This is a genomic window from Cupriavidus sp. USMAHM13, assembly GCF_001854285.1.
GTDB lineage: Bacteria > Pseudomonadota > Gammaproteobacteria > Burkholderiales > Burkholderiaceae > Cupriavidus > Cupriavidus malaysiensis.
In genome coordinates, this window is record NZ_CP017752.1 from 3,183,031 (window position 1) to 3,200,822 (window position 17,792).

The 17,792-nt window shown below is 71.4% G+C and carries 14 protein-coding genes; 10 read left to right on the plus strand and 4 right to left on the minus strand.

The window, feature by feature from the left end; genetic code table 11:
- Window positions 1-9: 9 nt before the first annotated feature.
- From pgaB to BKK81_RS32210, 7 genes are all read left to right on the plus strand, one after another.
- Window positions 10-2,049, plus strand: a complete 2,040-nt coding sequence (gene pgaB / locus BKK81_RS32180; protein WP_071021502.1) for a poly-beta-1,6-N-acetyl-D-glucosamine N-deacetylase PgaB — start codon at window positions 10-12, stop codon at window positions 2,047-2,049.
- A 36-nt stretch (window positions 2,050-2,085) separates the two neighbouring features.
- Window positions 2,086-3,402 carry a poly-beta-1,6-N-acetyl-D-glucosamine synthase gene (gene pgaC / locus BKK81_RS32185; RefSeq protein ID WP_071021505.1) on the plus strand — a complete coding sequence of 439 codons (1,317 nt, stop codon included), beginning with the start codon at window positions 2,086-2,088 and terminating at the stop codon, window positions 3,400-3,402.
- Between the two features lie 14 nt (window positions 3,403-3,416).
- Window positions 3,417-3,860, plus strand: a complete 444-nt coding sequence (locus BKK81_RS32190) for a hypothetical protein (RefSeq protein WP_071021508.1) — start codon at window positions 3,417-3,419, stop codon at window positions 3,858-3,860.
- A gap of 70 nt (window positions 3,861-3,930) precedes the next feature.
- Window positions 3,931-5,169, plus strand: a complete 1,239-nt coding sequence (locus BKK81_RS32195; RefSeq protein ID WP_071021511.1) for a hypothetical protein — start codon at window positions 3,931-3,933, stop codon at window positions 5,167-5,169.
- A 212-nt stretch (window positions 5,170-5,381) separates the two neighbouring features.
- On the plus strand, window positions 5,382-6,617 hold the full coding sequence (locus BKK81_RS32200) for a CaiB/BaiF CoA transferase family protein (protein WP_071021514.1): 1,236 nt from the start codon (window positions 5,382-5,384) through the stop codon (window positions 6,615-6,617).
- Complete coding sequence (locus tag BKK81_RS32205) at window positions 6,614-7,441, plus strand: GntR family transcriptional regulator (protein WP_071021517.1); 828 nt, start codon at window positions 6,614-6,616, stop codon at window positions 7,439-7,441. The genes BKK81_RS32200 and BKK81_RS32205 overlap by 4 nt, the downstream gene beginning before the upstream one ends.
- Window positions 7,442-7,612: 171 nt before the next feature.
- Window positions 7,613-8,596: a Bug family tripartite tricarboxylate transporter substrate binding protein gene (locus BKK81_RS32210; protein ID WP_071021519.1), complete on the plus strand. Its 984-nt coding sequence runs from the start codon at window positions 7,613-7,615 to the stop codon at window positions 8,594-8,596.
- Window positions 8,597-8,644: 48 nt separating this feature from the next.
- On the opposite strand, the gene BKK81_RS32215 is transcribed toward BKK81_RS32210, so the two are convergent.
- Genes BKK81_RS32215 through BKK81_RS32230 form a run of 4 tightly spaced genes read right to left on the minus strand, consistent with a single transcriptional unit; the run spans window position 8,645 to window position 14,976 of the window.
- Window positions 8,645-10,246 (minus strand): gamma-glutamyltransferase family protein, encoded by a 1,602-nt coding sequence (locus BKK81_RS32215; protein WP_071021522.1) that lies wholly within the window; start codon window positions 10,244-10,246, stop codon window positions 8,645-8,647.
- 4 nt (window positions 10,247-10,250) lie between these two features.
- Window positions 10,251-12,887, minus strand: a complete 2,637-nt coding sequence (locus tag BKK81_RS32220; protein WP_231908156.1) for a branched-chain amino acid ABC transporter ATP-binding protein/permease — start codon at window positions 12,885-12,887, stop codon at window positions 10,251-10,253.
- On the minus strand, window positions 12,884-13,762 hold the full coding sequence (locus tag BKK81_RS32225; protein ID WP_071021525.1) for a branched-chain amino acid ABC transporter permease: 879 nt from the start codon (window positions 13,760-13,762) through the stop codon (window positions 12,884-12,886). The genes BKK81_RS32220 and BKK81_RS32225 overlap by 4 nt, the downstream gene beginning before the upstream one ends.
- Before the next feature lie 38 nt (window positions 13,763-13,800).
- On the minus strand, window positions 13,801-14,976 hold the full coding sequence (locus BKK81_RS32230; protein ID WP_071021528.1) for an ABC transporter substrate-binding protein: 1,176 nt from the start codon (window positions 14,974-14,976) through the stop codon (window positions 13,801-13,803).
- A gap of 330 nt (window positions 14,977-15,306) precedes the next feature.
- Here BKK81_RS32230 and BKK81_RS32235 point away from each other — a divergent pair, with 330 nt between their 5' ends.
- Genes BKK81_RS32235 through BKK81_RS32245 form a run of 3 tightly spaced genes read left to right on the plus strand, consistent with a single transcriptional unit; the run spans window position 15,307 to window position 17,772 of the window.
- Complete coding sequence (locus BKK81_RS32235) at window positions 15,307-16,314, plus strand: polysaccharide deacetylase family protein (RefSeq protein WP_071021531.1); 1,008 nt, start codon at window positions 15,307-15,309, stop codon at window positions 16,312-16,314.
- A gap of 31 nt (window positions 16,315-16,345) precedes the next feature.
- Window positions 16,346-17,101: a GntR family transcriptional regulator gene (locus BKK81_RS32240; protein WP_231908157.1), complete on the plus strand. Its 756-nt coding sequence runs from the start codon at window positions 16,346-16,348 to the stop codon at window positions 17,099-17,101.
- A gap of 29 nt (window positions 17,102-17,130) precedes the next feature.
- Window positions 17,131-17,772: a flavin reductase family protein gene (locus BKK81_RS32245; protein ID WP_071021533.1), complete on the plus strand. Its 642-nt coding sequence runs from the start codon at window positions 17,131-17,133 to the stop codon at window positions 17,770-17,772.
- The last annotated feature ends 20 nt before the right edge of the window (window positions 17,773-17,792 follow it).

Sequence of the window (17,792 nt, forward strand, 5' to 3'; positions counted from 1 at the left end):
CAAGCCATCATGCACAAGCTCGATCGCCGCTCCTTCCTTGGCCTTGCCGGCGCGCTGTCGGTGAGCCAGGCCGCCCACGCCGGCTTAGCCCTGTCGCTGCTGCCGCAGCAGGATGCCGATGACGGCCTGACCTTCCGCGTGCTTGCCATCCACGACATCCGCGACGACCTGCGCGCCGATGTGGCGACGGTGGCCGACACCTGCGCCATCAGCACCGCCATGCTCAACAACATCTTCGCCTGGATCCGGGCCAACGACTTCCGCCCCGTCAGCGTCGAGCAGATCATCGCCGCGCGCAACGGCGGCGCGCCGCTGCCGCCCCGCGCCGTGCTGCTGAGCTTCGACGATGCCTACGCCAGCCAGTACACCAAGGCCTTCCCGCTGCTCAAGCAGTACGGCTACCCGGCCCTGATCGCGGTGGTATCGCGCTGGACCGACACGCCGCGCGGGCAGCCGGTGCGCATCGGCTACAAGTCGCTCATGGCGCCGGGCTATTTCATGCGCTGGGAACACCTGCGCGAGATGGCCGACTCCGGGCTGGTCGAGATCGCCTCGCATACGCACGACATGCACCACGGCGCAGTGGCCAACCCGCAGGGCAACGAACTGCCGGCAGCCAGCGCCCATCTCTACTTCCCCGAGCTCGGGCGCTACGAGAACGACGACGAGTACCAGCGCCGCACCACCGCCGACCTGCAGCGCTGCTCGGACCTGATCCAGGCCAACACCGGCGTCGCGCCGCGCGCGATGGTATGGCCCTACGGCACCTACAACTCCGCCCTGATCGGCGCCTCGCGCCAGCTCGGCATGTGTGTCCACTTCACGCTCGACGAGGGCCCCAACACGCCCGACGTGCCGCTCACCAGGATCCGCCGCCAGCTGGTCTCCTACGACTGGGACGCGGGCGTCATGCTGGCGCAGTTCCGCCGGCAGTCGGCCTATCGCGGCGACAGCCATCCGATCGAGCGGGTGGTCGACGTGGCGCTGGACGATGTCTACGATGCCGATCCCGCACGCCAGGAGGCCCGCCTGTCGCACCTGCTGGACCGTATCAAGGCGCTCGAGCCCAAGTCGGTCTTCCTCAAGGCCTACCACGATCCGGACGGCAGCGGCAGCGCCCGCGCGCTGTACTTCCCCAACCGCCACCTGCCGATGCGCGCCGACCTGTTCTCGCGCACGGCCTGGCAACTGATCACGCGCACCGGGGTGCAGGTCTACGCGGCGCTGCCGCTGCTGGCGTTCCGGCTGCCGGCCGGCCATGCGGCCGCCGCGCGCCTGGTCACCGCGGCACCCGGGGCCGACGGCACGCCGGCCACCGCGCGCGGCATGCCGCGCCTGAGCCCCTTCGACGCCCGGGCGCGAGCCACCATCCGCGATATCTACTACGACCTGGCGCGCTACACCAGCTTCAACGGCATCGTGTTCGGCGCCGACGCCTGTCTCGGCGAGTCCGAGGATGCCGGCGACGCGGCGCTGGCCGCCTACGCCGACTGGGGCCTGCCGCCCAGCGTGGCGGCGATCCGCGCCGATCCCGAGCTGCGGCGGCGCTGGTCGGAAGGCAAGCTGCGCCACCTGGGCGACCTCACCCGGGATCTCGCCGCCATCGTCACCGACTACCAGGGCGGCAGCGTGCTGACCGTGCGCACCCTCCGCGCCGACGCCGTGCTGGAGCCGGACGGCGTCGCACGGCTGGCGCAGGACCTAGATGCCTTCGCCGCCGCCTACGACTTCGTCAAGCTGCCGGCCAGCGAGGACTCCGGCGCGCCCCCGTCGACGGCGTGGCTGGACGGCCTGGCGCGCGCGGTGGCGGCCCATCCGCTCGCGCTGCGCAAGACCATCTTTTCGCTGCAGGCGCTGGACGGCCGCACCGGCACACCGATCGCCAGCAGCGCGCTGCGCGCACAGATGCAGCGCCTGCGCGCGGCCGGCGCCAGGCATCTCGGCTACAGCCCCGACCAGTTCATGGCCGACCAGCCGGACCTGGCGGTGCTGCGCGATGTCATGTCGATGCAGAACCTGGTGCGGCCGCGTACCGGCATGAAGGTATAGCGGCGGCGCAGGGCAAGGCTACAGGCGGGGAAAACCATGAAGAACGTAGCAAGCGTGATCTCGAACTTCGTCTTCTACTATCCATTGCTGATGTCCTACCTCTGGATGATGGGCGGACTGCTGCACTACTTCCTGGTCGAGCACAAGGAGCGCGGCAAGGCCCGCGCCGACGCGCTGCCCGACTGCCCCAAGGTCTCGGTGATCGTGCCCTGCTACAACGAGGCCGACAACGTGCGCGAAGTGATGGCCAGCCTGGCCCAGCTGCGCTACCCGAACTACAACATCATCGCCGTCAACGACGGCAGCAGCGACGCCACCGGCGAGATCCTCAACGAACTGACCGACCAGTATCCGCAGCTGCTGGTGATCCACCAGAGCCACAACGAAGGCAAGGCGATCGGCCTGACCACGGCGGCCATGCTGACCGATGCCGAGTACCTGCTGTGCATCGACGGCGATTCCCTGCTCGACCGCGAGACCATCGGCTGGATGCTGCGCCACTTCCTGCGCGACCCCGACGTCGCCGGCGTCACCGGCAACCCGCGCATCCGTACGCGCACCTCGCTGCTCGGGCGCATGCAGGTCGGCGAGTTCTCCTCCATCGTCGGCCTGATCAAGCGCACACAGGAGATGTACGGGCGCCTGCTGACCGTGTCCGGCGTGATCTGCATGTTCCGCAAGAGCGCGCTGCGCAGCGTCGGCTACTGGAGCCCGGACATGCTGACCGAGGACATCGACATCAGCTGGAAGCTCCAGGTCAGTGGCTGGCGCATCCATTTCGAGCCGCATGCGCTGAGCTGGATCCTGATGCCCGAGACCTTCAAGGGCCTGTTCCGGCAGCGCCTGCGCTGGGCCAAGGGCGGCATCCAGGTGCTGCAGAAGTACGCCGTCCCCATCCTCCGCAAGCGCGCGACGATGATGTGGCCGATCTTCCTCGAATATGCCGCCAGCGTGCTGTGGGCCTACTGCATGCTGTTCACGCTGGTGATGACGCTCGCCAACGCGCTGTTCGACCTGCCGCCGGCCTGGCACTTCGCCAACGTGCCGCGCGGCGCCGGCATCGCTCTCTTCCTGACCTGCTGCGCGCAGATCGTGGTCGGCTGCCTCATCGATCGCCACTACGACACCCGGCTGCTGCGCTACTTCCTCAACACGATCTGGTATCCGGTCGCGTTCTGGACCATCGGCATGGTCGCTTCGGTGATCGCCCTGCCCAGCGTGCTGCTGCACCAGCGCGGCTCGCGGGCGCGGTGGGTCAGCCCGGACCGCGGCATCCGCGAGGGCGCGCCCTCGCAGCCAACGTCTCCCGCGCCGGCATCGCCGCATGCCACGCAGCTTGAAGAGCACACTTGAGGAGGAACCCCGACATGAACGAGCCGATCATCGACACATCCGGCGCCGGGCTGCAGGCCTACCTGCAGTACCTTGGGCGCGGCAAGGCGCTGCGGCGCTACCTCTGGTTCCGGCTGGCGCGCCCTGCGATCGTCGCCGGCGCCTGGCTGGCGGCCGCGTATTACATCTACCGCTGCGTCCTGTCCGGCGGCGGCAGCCCGGTGACGTGGCGCGAATTCGTGCCGCAACTGCTGGCCGTGGCCGCCATGGCGCTGGCACTGAGCCTGTGGGCGCTCGCGCGCCTGGCCGGCGAACACCGGCCGGGCGCCCACCATACGCCGCGCGCGGCCGCCACACCGTCACTGGACCTGGCCAAGGACGTCGTGCTGGCGGTGGGCGCCGGGCGCCGCCTGGTCGCCTACCACGACCAGGACGGGCTGATCTCGCGCGTCGCGCCGCTGCAGCAGGAACTGGCCTGAGCAGCGCAGGCGACCCGGTCCGCGCGGGCGGACCGGGGCCATCCGGCCGGGCTCGACTGCGGAAACCACCATGCGCGGCACGATCGGCGCGATGGCGCCATGGCATGCGGCGCTGGCCCTCGCCGCGGCGCTGTCGTGGGCGACTGCGGCCCAGGGCGGCGCCATTCCGGCCACCGAGGCCGCCCTGCCCGCCGGCGCGCGCCCCGGCGTCGACCTGCGTGCCTATATGCACGGCATCGGCGCCGCGGCCGGCCCCGGCGGCCTCACCTATGTCTTCTTCAGCAGTGCCGGACTGCCGCCGCGCGGCCCCGACCGCAACCGCAACTGGACCCACGACATCTACGTCGCGGCCTGGTCGCCGGCCCGGCCCGTGCTCGGCAAACCCCGCCTGCTGGTGGCGCAGAAGGAAGCGCAGGAACCTGTGTCGGTGGCGCAGAATGCCGCCGGCCGCATCATGCTGACCTTCGAGGACGGCTCGGACACCGTCAATACCGTCAGCCAGCGCTACCGTCTCTACACCCGTGACCTGCGGCCGCAGCAGGCAAGATCGATCGACGTCCGGGCCGGCGGACACTCCGGCCACGTGGCGGCGGTGGGCAACCGCTTCGTGGTGTTCTATGCCGACGACTGGGTGGACGGCGGCGGTGTCGACGACCTGGGCACCGGCAACGGCGTCTACCTCAAGACCTACGACGGCAAGGGGCGACTGCTGCGCAGCGACGACGTGGCCCGCCGGCAGCGCGAGTGGTGGCCGCTGCTGGCAGGCTCGCGCGATGCCGCCCTGCTGGTCTGGCAGCAGTACATCCCCGGCGAGACCCATGCCCGCCTGAAGGCCGCGCTGTTCCGCCCGGCCGATGGCACCCTGTCCGCCGCGCAGGTGCTGAGCGACCGCCTGAAGTACTACACCTACGGCGTGGCCTACGTGCCCGCGCTCGAGCGCTTCCTGGTGGTCGGCACCAGCGATGCCGGCACCGGCTTCGCGCGCCTGCTCGACGACGACGGCCAGGTGCGCGCCACGCTGGATTGCATGCCGGCCAGCGTGCGCGAGGCCGGCATCGCCGTGGCCGGCGAAGCCGCCTATACGCCGTCGCAGGACGGCCGCCTGCTGCACCTGGCGCTGTCCGCCGACCGCATCACGCTGCGCGGCAGCCAGCCCTCGCCGATCCCCTGGACCTACCAGGGCAGCCTGGGGCTGGTGCGCTCGCCCTCGGTGCTGCACTGGGTGGCGCTGACGCCGAGCGGGCTGCAGGAGGCCGACTTCGACCTCGCCCGCGCCACGCCGCCGACGCCGGCCGACCTGTGCCGCTGACCGGAGCGCTCCGGCGGCCGCGCCGGCGCCCATGACACCCGCCGCACCCGCTGCGGCGCTGCGGCGCTGCTGCACTGCTGCACTGCTGCACTGCGGCGCATCCACGCATTGAGCGACACCGGCTTTTCTCCTATAGTTCCAAACATAGAACTAAAGAACGAAGACCGGCCGGCAGCCTGTTCGGGCGCACGGCCCCGAGGAGCGCGCAAGCCATGGAGCAAGCACGACAGGAGGAGAACGCCGGCCCGCTGGCCGGCGTCAAGGTGGTGGACATCACCTCGGTGTTCATGGGCCCGTCGGCCACGCAGATGCTGGCCGACCTGGGTGCCGACGTGATCAAGGTGGAACCGCCCGGCGGCGACAGCACGCGCGCCATCGGCCCCTGCGGCGACCGCAAGCTCGGCCCGCTCTTCCTCGGCCTGAACCGCAACAAGCGCAGCATCGTGCTGGACCTGAAGGCCCCGGCCGGGCGCGAGGCGCTGCTGCGGCTGGCCACGGAGGCGGACGTGCTGGCCTACAACGTGCGCCCCCAGGCCATGGAGCGCCTGGGCCTGGGCTACGACACGCTGGCGCAGCTCAACCCGCGCCTGGTCTATGTCGGCATGTTCGGCTTCTCGCAGCGCGGCCGCTACGCGCCCCAGGCCGCCTTCGACGACCTGATCCAGGCCGCCACCGGCCTGCCGCAGGCGGTCGCGGCGGGCACCGGCGGCCTGCCGCGCTACCTGCCGATCACCATCGCCGACCGCTCGGTGGGACTCTATGCCTTCGGCGTGATCAGCGCCGCTCTGTACGCGCAGGCCCGCACCGGCAAAGGCCAGCGCGTCGACGTGCCGATGTTCGAGACCATGGTGCCCTACGTGATGGGCGACCACCTGTACGGCGAAACCTTCGTGCCGCCCCAGGGCGGCTTCGGCTATCCACGCCTGCTGTCGCCGGAACGCCGCCCCTACCGCACGCTGGACGGCCATGTCTGCTGCCTGATCTACCACGACCACCACTGGCGCACCTTCCTCAAGGTGATCGGCCGGCCGGAACTCTACGACAGCGACCCACGCTTCGCCAGCATCACCACGCGCACCGCCCACATCACCGAGCTGTACGCGCTGGTCAGCGACGAGATGGCCAAGCGCACCACGGAGGAATGGCGCACGCTGCTGGAAGAAGCCGACATCCCGGTGTTCCCCATGCACACCTTCGAGTCGCTGCTCGACGATCCGCACCTGGACGACATCGGCTTCTTCCGCGAGACCGAACACCCCGCCGTGGGCCGCATCCGCGAGATGGCGGTGCCCAGCGAATGGCATGGCACGCCGCCGCTGCGGCGCCGCCATGCGCCGTCCCTGGGCGAGCATAGCCGCGAGATCCTGCGCGAGGCCGGCTACGACGACGCCGCCATCGACGCGCTGGTGGCGGCAGGCATCTCGCGCGACGGCGCCGCGCAAGCGTGAAGTCCGCACGCACCGCCGCCCCGGCCGCGCGCGGCCGGGCCTTTGCCGACGATGGCGGCAGCGGCGGCGTCACGCGCTATCGCCAGCTCGCCAGCGTGCTGCGCCACAAGATCGTCGCCGGCGAATACCCGGTCGGCGCGCGCCTGCCCACCGTGGAGGCGCTGGCGCAGGCCTACGGCATCGCCAAGGTGACGGTGCGCCAGGCCTTCGCGCTGCTCGCCGAGGAGGGCCTGGTGAGCAGCCGGCGCGGACTCGGCACCCACGTCCTGCAAGGACCGCCGGGGCCGGATGCGCGGCTGCGCTCGGCCATCAACGACGAATCCGCCGATGGCGCCGATGGCGCCGGCTTCCAGATCCGCGTGCTCGACAAGCGCAAGGACGCCAGCCTGCCACCCGAGCTGGGCCGGCACGGCAGGCCGCTGGAGCGCTATGTGATGGTGCGCAAGCTGCATATCCATGATGGCGCGCCGTTCTGCCTGATCGAGATGTACATCGCCGCCCCGGTGTTCGCCCACTTCCCGCGCGGCAGCGAGAAGCGGCACAAGCTGGTGCACCTGCTGCGCCGCGTCGCCGGCGAGCGCCTGGCCGTGATGCACCAGACCCTGACGGTCGAGCCCGCCGACCACGTGCTGGTGCGCGAGCTCGGCTATGGCTTCGGCGCCCCCGTGGCCAGGATGGTGCGCACCGCGCGCGACATCGACGGCGACATCCTGATGGCCGGCTTCTTCTGGTACCGCGGCGACCGCTTCGTGCTCGACATGGAGCTGCCGGCCAGGCTGACCGAGCACTATCCGGCGCTGGCGATCCCGGCGAGCCGCGGCTAGCCGCTGGCCGCTGGCCGCTGGCCGTTATCGATCAGCCGCTGGCGGCCAGCCGCCAGCCGATCGCCGGCAAGCGCCGGCACGACCGGGAGACGACGCCCCCTGGCGCGAGCCAGCACGTGCCGCCTCCCCGCCAAGATGCCGCGAAGGCACGAGAAGAGAAGAGGAGACAAGATGAACGAGCGAATCGAACGGCGCCGCTTTCTCGCCCTGCTGCCGCTGCTGGCCGCGGCGGCGGCGGCGCCACGGCCGGCGCGCGCGGCCGGCTATCCGGAGCGGCCCCTGCGCGTGCTGGTGCCGTTCCCGCCGGGCAGCGGCACCGACGACAGCGCGCGCTATGTCGCGCAGAGCCTGACGGCGCAGACCGGCCAGCCGGTGGTGGTCGACAACCGTCCCGGCGCCAGCGGCATCATCGCCGCCAAGGCGGCCGCCGCCTCGCCCGCGGACGGCTACACCCTGTTCATCACCACCAATACCACGCATGCGGCCAATGCCTCGCTGTTCCGCACGCTGCCCTACGATCCCGTCAAGGACTTCGCGCCGGTCTCGCTGATCGCCCGCAGCGGGCTGGTGCTGGTGGTGCCGGCCGACAGCCCGGTGCGCACGGTGGCTGACCTGAGCGCGCTCGCCAAGGCGCGGGCGGGCAAGCTGACCTTCGCCAGCGGCAGTTCCTCGACCCGCATCGCCGGCGAACTCTACAAGATGATGAGCGGTGCGCCGGCCGAGCACATTCCCTACAAGGGCGTGCCCCAGGCCCTGACCGACCTGATGGGGCGCCAGGTCGACTTCATGGTCTCCGACATCTCGCCGGCCCGGCCCCTGATCCAGGGCGGCAAGCTGCGCGCCGTCGCCGTCACCACCGCCCGGCGCCATCCGCTCTTCCCCGAGGTGCCGACCATGGCCGAAAGCGGCCTGCCCGGCTATGAGATGACCGCCTGGGTGGCCGCCTTCTTTCCCGCGTCCACGCCCCCGGCCCTGGTGGCGCGCATGAACGCGCTGATCCGCCAGGCACTGGCGGCCCCGGCCACGATCGAGCATTTCGGCCGCACCGGCGGCGAGGCCGTGCCGTCCACGCCGGACGAACTGGCAGCCTTCGTGCGCAGCGAGACGCTCAAGTGGGCGCGGGTGATCCAGGCTGCCGGCATCGAGCCCGAGTGAGCCAGGCTCGCTGAACGAAGCCGCCCCGGCGGGTCCGGCGGGCCAGCGCTACAGGCCCATCGCCACCCCGTCGCTGCGCGGGTCGTGGGCGCCGCGGCAATGCCGCCCGTCGGCATCGATGGCGATCACGCCCGGGTGCCCGGCCAGCGGGCTCTGCGCCGGGATCTCGCTGATCTCGTGGCCCCGCGCCGCCAGTTCCGCCATCACCTGCGCGCCAGCGTCGGCCTCCAGCTTGAGGCTGTCGCGCGCATCGGAAAAGGTGCGCCCGAGCAGGAAACGGGGCCGCGCCAGCGCGCTCAGCGGATCCATGCCGTAGTCGATCAGGCGCGTCAGCACGGCCGCAAGGGTCTGCGGCTGGCCATCGGCGCCCTGCGTGCCGTACAGCAGGCGCGGCCGGCCCTCGCGCAGGTACATGCCTGGATTCAAGGTATGGAAGGGCCGCTTACCCGGGCCGATCGCGTTGTGGTGCGCCGGATCGGTGTGGAAGGCCGCGCCGCGGTTGTGCCACAGGATGCCGGTATCGCCCGCCACCACCCCGCTGCCCCAGTCGAAGTAGATGGTCTGCAGCACGCTGGCGCAGCGGCCCTGGCGATCGACCGCCGCCAGGTAGACGGTATCTCCATGCTGGTAGACATGCGGCCAAGACAACGCGCGCTGCGGGTCGATGCGGCGTGCCATGGCATCAAGCCGCGCCGGGCTCAGCATGTCCGCCACCGGCACCTCGGCGAAGTCGGGATCGGCGACATAGCGGTTGCGCTCGATGAAGGCCTCCTTCACCGCCTCCACCAGCAGGTGGTAGTAGTCGGCACTGCCTTCGGCGAGCGCGGCCACGTCGAAGCGCTCCAGCACACCGAGGATCTGCAGCGTGGTCACGCCCTGCGTCGGCGGCGGCAGGCTGAGCAGTTCGCCGCCGCGGTAGGAAACGCGCAGCGGCGCGGCCTCGCGCGCCGCGGTGGCGGCGAGGTCGGCCCGCGTCAGGGGCGAGCCGGCGGCGCGCAGGCCGGCGACAATGCGCGCGGCCAGTTCACCCTCGTAGAACTCGCGCGCGCCATGGGTGGCGATGCGCTCCAGGCTGCGCCCGAGCGCCGGCTGGCGCAGGCGGCTGCCGACCGCCGGCAGGCTGCCATGCGGCAGGAAGGTGTCGGCAAAGCCCGCCCAGCCGGCCAGTTCCTGGCGGCGGAAGGACTGCCAGAAGTGCTGCGAGGGCGTCAGCGCAAAACCTTCGTGCGCATAGTCGATGGCGCGCCGGAACAGCTCGCTCCAGCCCAGGCGGCCGCCCCATTCGCCGGCCACGGCGTAGGCCCGGGCCCAGGTGTCGACGGTGGCGGCGCTGGTCAAGGCGGCGGCACCGCCGCGCTGGGGAATCGCGCCATCGAAGGCCGGCAGCGCCGCGGCCGCCTGGCCGATGCCCGACAGGCCGCGCACCTGGCCGGCTCCGTCGCTCAAGAGCCAGAAGGCATCGCCGCCCAGTCCGGTGAAATGCGGATAGGTGACCGCGAGCGTGGCGCCGATGGCGATGGCGGCCTCGATGGCATTGCCGCCGGCGCGCAGCACCTCGAGCCCGGCCTCGCTGGCCAGCGCGTGCGGGCTGGTGACCATGCCGGCCGAGGACTCGGCCAGCGCGGAGTTGGCAGGAGACAGGCATGCCATGGTGTCACGCTCCGCCGAGATAGGCCTGCGCCAGCGACGGGTCGCTCGCCAACTGCCCGGCCGGGCCGCTGGCCACCACCCGCCCCTCCTCCAGCACATAGGCGCGGTCGGCCAGCGACAGCGCCAGCGCGGCCATCTGGTCCACCAGCAGGATGGTGATGGCCGATTCGCGCAGGTGATCCAGCGAGGCGAACAGCTCCTCGATGATCTTCGGCGCCAGGCCCAGCGAGGGCTCGTCCAGCAGCAGCACCTTGGGCCGCGACATCAGGCCGCGCGCGACCGCCAGCATCTGCTGCTCGCCGCCCGACAGCAACCCGGCGCGCTGGTGCTGGCGCTCGCGCAGACGCGGAAAGCGGGCGAACATCGCTTCCACGCGCCGCATCGTCTCGGCGCGCGGCAGGCGCCCCGAGGGAAAGGCACCCAGGCGCAGGTTGTCGAGCACGGACAGTTCCGGGAACACTTGCCGTCCCTCCGGCACCAGGACGACGCCCAGCGCCGCCACGCGCGCGGCGTCCAGCCGCGCCAGGTCCGTGCCGTCGAACGTGATGCCGCCCGCCACCGGGCGGTGCAGGCCGGCCAGCGCGCGCATCAGCGTCGACTTGCCGGCACCGTTGGCGCCGAGCAGCGCCACCATCTCGCCCTCGCGCACCTGCAGGTCCACCTCGTGCAGCACCGGCGCGGCGCCATAGCCGGTACGCAGCGCGCTGACGCCGAGCGCCTCGCGCGGCGGCGCACCCTCGCCCGTGCCGGCACGCCGCGCGCGCGCCGGCACGCCGCCGGTATCGCCCAGGTAGGCGCGGCGTACCACCGGATCGGCGCGCACGTCCAGCGGCGTGCCCACGGCCAGGCGCTGGCCGGCGTCGATCACCACGATGCCGTCGGATACGTCCATCACCAGCGACATATCGTGCTCGACCAGCCCGACCGCTACGCCGCTGCCGGCGATCGCGCGCAGCAGGCGGCCGAGCGCCACCTTGTCCTCGCGCGACAGGCCCGCGGCCGGCTCGTCGAGCAGCAGCACGGCCGGGCGCGTGGCCAGCGCCCGCGCGATCTCCACCAGGCGGCGGTCGACGTGGGGCAGGTCGGCCGCGCGCACGTCGGGGTCGCCGGTGTAGCCGCAGGCCAGCAGCAGCCCGCGGGCCCGCTCGCGCACCACCGCCGAGGTGAAGCCAGTGACCCCGAGCAGGCTGCCCAGGCGGCCGCCGGCCAGCGCGATGGCCACGTTGTCGGCGGCGCTCATGCCGGCGAACAGCTGCGTGGTCTGGTAGGTCCGCGCGATACCATGGCGCGCGCTGTGGCAGGCACCGCGCGCCGGCAGCGCGCGTTCGCCCAGCCAGCGCTGGCCAGCGCTCGGGCGGTAGTAGCCGGAGAGCATGTTCAGCACGGTCGACTTGCCGGCGCCGTTGGGGCCGATCAGGCTGGTCACCCGGCCGGGCGGCAGTTCGAACGACAGCGCATCCACCGCGCGCACGCCGCCGAACACCATCGACAATCCCCGCGCCGCCAGCCCCGCGCGCTCGGTCGGTGGCCGTACGGGCAGGCGGCTGGCGGCGGCATCGGCGCGGCCGCCTCCGGGCCAGGCCTTCGGGCGCCGCCGCAGCCGCCCCAGCAGGACGCCGGCGAGACCGGCCACACCCACCGGCGCCACCCACAGCACCACCAGCAGCAGCAGGCCGAAGCACAGCAGGCGCAGATTCTCCAGGCTGGACAGCAGTTCCGGCAGCAGGCCCACCACCAGGGCGCCGACCACCGGCCCGGCCACCGTGCCGGCGCCGCCGATCATCACCACCAGCACGAACAGGATCGATTGCAGGAAGGAGAACATGCCCGGCGTGACCATGCCCTGCAGCGGCGCGTACAACCCGCCGGCCAGGCCCGCCAGCGCCGCCGAGACGGCGAAGGCGACTGTCTTGACCACCAGCGCATCGATGCCGATCGAGGCCGCCGCGGTCTCGCTGTCGCGCACCGCCCGCATGGCCGCGCCCCAGCTTCCGCGCGCGATGCGGGCATAGGCGGCGAGCGCCAGGCCCAGCACCAGCAGCGCGAGCAGCGCCACGCTGCGTTCGCCGCCGCCGAGGCCCGGCAGCGCCGGCTGGGCGATGCCCATCAGGCCGTTCTGGCCGCCCGTCAGCGCGCGCCACTCGACCGCGCCGTGCTCGACGATGAAGCCGAAGGCGATGGTCACCATGGCCAGGCCCGGCCCCTTGACGCGCAGCGCCGGCAAGGCCAGCAAGGCACCGAGCGCGCCCGCCAGCAGCGCGGCGGCCGGCCATGCCGCCCAGAAGCTCCAGCCCGCCTGGCCGGTCAGGATGGCCACGGTGTAGGCCCCGATCGCATAGAAGCCGACGTGGCCGAACGACACCTGCCCGCTCAGGCCGAGCAGCAGGTTCAGGCCCACGCCGCAGATCGCCAGCAAGGCCACCCCGGCGATCACGAAGACGAAGTAGCCGTTCAGCGACAACGCCAGCGCCGCGGCGGCCAGCAGCAGGGCCACCACGGCCGCCACCTGCGCCGCAGACCCCAGGCCGAGCAGCGGCGCGCCGCGCCTGGCGGCAGACGATGCCACCGGCGGCACCGCGGCGGAAGGCGGAGACGAGGGAGACGAGGGAGACGAAGGGGAAGACAGCATCGGATCGCTCATACCTTGCGCACCTCCGCACGCCCGAACAGGCCGTCCGGCCGCAGCGCCAGCAGCGCGATCACCAGCGCGAAGGTGATGATCTGGGTGTAGCTGGAGCCGAGCCAGGCGGTCACCAGCGCCTCGGCCAGGCCGAACAGCAGGCCGGCCGCCATCACGCCCCAGGCGCTCGACAGGCCGCCCAGGATGGCCACGGCGAAAGCCTTGAGGCCGAACACCGTGCCCATGTCGGCCTGCACGTTGAACAGCGGCGCGATCAGCACGCCGGCCACGCCCGCCAGCAGCGTCGACAGCGCGAAGGCGCCGGCCACGATGCGCCGGATGGGGATGGCCATCAAGCGCGCGGCGTCGCGGTTCTGCACCACCGCCAGCATGGCGACGCCCCAGCGCGAACGGCGCAGCGCCCAGTGCAGCAGCCCGGCCAGCGCCAGCCCCACCACGGGGATCACCAGCTGCAGCGGATAGACGCCGACGCCGGTGGCGCCGAGCTGCAGCGATTGCGTGGCCAGCGGGGACGGCAGGCTGCGCGGCTCGCTGCCGAAGGCCAGCAGCACCACGTTGTCGAGCACGATGCCCAGTGCCACCGTGGCCATCAGCCAGGCATCGGAGCCGCGGCTGGCGAACGGCCGCACCGCCAGGAACTCGACCGCCAGCCCGTACAGCGCGCACAGCGCCAGGGCCAGCAGCATGGCCAGCGGCATCGGCCAGCCGAGCGTCTGCGCGAAGGTGTAGGTCAGCACCGCCCCCAGCATCATCGAGCTGCCCTGGGCGAAGTTGACGGTGGCGGACACCGCGTGGGTGAGATGGAAGCCCAGCGCCATCAGCCCGTACATGCTGCCCAGGCCGAGCCCGCTGATCAGGGCGGAAATCCAAAGCATGGAGAAACCTCGTCGCTGCCGGAAGCGGCCGGCCTGCCTTACCTGCCCACCGGCACGATACGGTTGTCGATGAACTGCGCCCATACGTAGTCGTTCTCCGACAGCGCGTCGTGGGCCTGCGGCGTGAAGGGCTTCACATAGGTCTTGATCAGGCCTTCGTAGCGGTCGATCTTGTAGAAGCCCTCGCGCACCGCATCGCCCTGCGTGCTGCCGGCGCGGGCGATGGCCAGTGCCGCCAGCCGGGTCGCGTCATAGGCGTTGGCCACGCCCACGGCAGGCGTGATGTCGTCCGGGCCCTTGATGTCACCGTACCTGGCCTTCAGCTCGGCCACCACGCGCGTGCTGACCGGGGTCTGCGGCCCGAAGAAGCTGTAGGTCTGCACGAAGTGCACGTTCCTGGCATTGGGGCCGGCCAGCTCGGTGAAGCGGCCGCCCGCCGGGCCCCAGTGCGAGACCACCGGCACCTTCCAGCCCATGCGGTCGAGCGATTTCACCACCTGCGCCGACGGGCCCACGTTGCCCACCAGCAACAGCACATCGGCGCCGGCGGCCTTGAGCCGGCCGAGCTGCGGCACCACGTCGACATCGCTGGCCTCGAACTTCTCCACCCCGGCGGGCTTGGCGCCCTTGGCCGCCAGCGCTGCCACGATGCCCTTCTCGTTCGACTCGCCCCACGGGTTGTTGACCAGGATCAGGCCTGGCCGGCTCGCGCCGAAAGCCTTCTGTGCGTACTGCAGCATGGCCTTGTCGACCACCTCGTCGACCGCCGAGACACGGAAGGCATAGTTGGGATTGGCGCCGTTGCGGGTGATCGCGGTACCGGCGGCCCACGGGCCCATGAAGGGCACCTTCTCCTGGTTGGCGATCGGCACGATCGCCATCGACACCGGCGTGTCGAGGCCACCGAACAGCACCGCGACCTTCTCCTTGTAGATCAGCTCGCGCGCAGCCAGCACGCCCTTGGCGGGATTGCCCTCGTCGTCGCGCCGCACCAGTTCGAGCCTGCGGCCGCCGAGCAGGCCGCCCTTGGCGTTGATCTCGTCGATGGCGACCGTCATGCCGCGCGTCAGCGCCTCGCCGGCACGGGCGGACTGGCCGGACAGCGCGGTGATCAGGCCGATCTTGATCGGCTCGGCCGCCTGCGCCCGCAAGGCAGGCAGCACACAGGCCGCGGCGGCGGCAAGCAAGAGGGCACGGCGTTGGGGACGGGGCATGGGGTTCTCCGGAGGCGTCTGCACGATGAGTGGATGCGGCAGGACGGCAGGCGCCGCCCTGGTACAGGCCCATCGATTGCAAGAGCCATGCCAATCTGCACGCGAAACGGAAACTGATCAGATGACGATCTCTACGGCTATATGCAGACGATCTGGCCTGCTTTTTGCGAACGATCCGACATCGTTCCGGATTGCGATGCGCGGCCAGGCTCTTGCACGAGCGCGGTGCGCGGCGCCGCAAGTCGGGGCAGGCGTTCCCCGCAATGGTTCCGCCCACCCCGCCGGACCCCGACACCCTGCAAGCGAAGAAAGGAAGAAAGGCAAACGTCCATGACGCACCATCCGAGTCCGCCGGCGACACCACGACCACATGCCGCACCCGCACCCGCACCGCAGTTCGGCCCGCTGCGCAGCCACGGCCGCTTTCCCTACCGCCCGATCACAGACGCCGATGCCTTCCGCTGGCCTGGCGGCGCCCGCCTGGCGGTCTACCTGGGCTTCAATATCGAGCACTTCGCCTTCGGCGAGGGCCTGGGTGCCAGCCTGGGCCCCGTGTCGCCCCAGCCGGACGTGCTCAACTACAGCTGGCGCGAATACGGCAACCGGGTCGGCGTGTGGCGCTGCCTGGAGCTGTTCGACCAGTTCGCCATGCCGGCCGGCGTGCTGCTGAACACCGCGCTGTACGATCACTGCCCCGAGGTGCTCGATGCCTGCCTGGCGCGCGGCGATGAACTGATCGGCCATGGCCATACCAATGCCTGCCGCCAGAGCGAACTCGACGAAGCCGGCGAGCGCGCGCTGCTGCGCCACTGCCGTGAGCGCATCCGCGCGCACAGCGGGCAGGCCCCGGCAGGCTGGCTGTCGCCCTGGATCTCGGAGACGATGGCCACACCGGACCTGTTGGCCGAATGCGGCTACCGCTACACGCTGAACTGGTGCCACGACGACCGGCCGGTGCCGATGCAGACCCGCGGCGGTCCGCTGTGGGCCATTCCCTACCCACAGGAACTCAACGACATCCCCATGATCGTGGCGCGCCAACTCGACGGCGCGGCCTTCGCCGACATGATCATCGACCACTTCGACGAGATGCTGGCGCAGGCCGGCCATGCCCGCCATCCGCAGCCGCTGGTGATGGGCATCGCGCTGCATCCCTACCTGGTCGGCCAGCCTTACCGCCTGCGCCACCTGCGCCGCGCACTGGCGCACATCGCCGCGCACCGCGACCGCGGCGACATCTGGATGACCACGCCCGGCGCCATCTGCGCCGCCATGGAGGCCCAGCCGCCGGCGCAGGACGCGGGCGCACCGTTCACTGCCCTGGCCGCGTCACGCTAACATCATGGCCATCGATTGCCCGCTCGCTCCCATGCCCTCCTCCCCCGTGAAGAAGACCCGCGCCGCACAGCAGGCGCCCGCCGCCGAACAAGCGGAAACGGAGGCGCGCGACGCCGACGCGCGCATCTACCAGACCATTTTCGACGGCGTCCTCAATCACCGCCTGGTGCCCGGCACCAAGCTGCCGGAGCCGGAGCTGTGCCAGTTGTTCGGCGTCGGCCGCGCCGTGGTGCGGCGCGTGCTGGAAAAGCTCGCCCACGACGGCATCGTGGCGCTGCGCCCCAACAAGGGCGCGGTGATCGCCGAGCCGACGCCCGAGGAAACCCGCCAGATCTTCGAAGCCCGCCGCGCCATGGAACGGGTGCTGGTGGAATTGGCCGTGTCGCGCGTGAACGCGGACGACCTGCGCGAGCTGCGCCGGCAGCTCGACGAGGAACACGACGCCATGCACCGCTTCGACCAGCCTTCCTGGGCGCGGCTGGCCAGCGGCTTCCACCTGCGCATCGCCGCGCTGGCGCGCAACCCGGTGCTGCAGCGCTATCTGACCGAACTGGTCTCGCGCTGCTCGCTGATCGTCGGCCTCTACGAGCCGCCCGGGCACGCCCCCTGCGAACATGATGAGCATGCCGCCATCGTCGCCGCCATCGAAGCTGGTGACGCTGCCGGCGCGGTGGCACGCATGGAGGCCCACCTGCTCGAACTCGAGCAGCGGATCGAAACCTCGCGCATGAAGGGCGAGAAGAGCCTGGCCCAGATGCTGGGCCTGCCGCAGCAGGGCAAGCAGTAGGCACGTGCCGGCCACGCACGGGAAACCCCATGGAAATCGATTTCAGCACCCTGACCGAGTACCAGCGCTACAAGCTGATGGCGAGCCTGATCGTGCCGCGCCCGATCGCGCTGGTCACCACGCTCGGCGCCGACGGCACGGCCAATGCCGCGCCCTTCTCCATGTTCAACATGCTGGGGGAGGAGCCGCCGATCGTCATGATCAGCGTCAATCGCCTGGCCGACGGCTCGCTCAAGGACACGGCGGCCAATATCGTGCGCAGCGGCGAATTCGTCGTGCACCTGAGCGACGAAGCGATGGCGAACAAGATGCACCAGTGCGGCGAGCGGCTGCCGCCGCACGTCAGCGAGCTGGCGCGCGCGGGACTGACGCCGGCCCCCTGCGCGCAAGTGGCGCCGCCGCGCATCGCCGAGGCGCCGGTGGCCTTCGAATGCACGCTGTGGGAAACGCTGGAGACCGCCAGCCGGCAGATCTTCATCGGGCGCGTGCTGCACCTGCATGCGCGCGACGGCCTGATCGACACCGAGCGCTGGCGCGTGCGCCTGCAGGACTACTTCCCGGTCGGTCGCTTCGGCGCCAGCTTCTACGTGACCACGCGCGACCGCTTCTCGCTGGAGCGGGATGCGGACGCCGGCGTGGCCAGCCTGTCGACAGCGATCGATGAGATGTAGGGCGCGCGGCGCCGCATGGA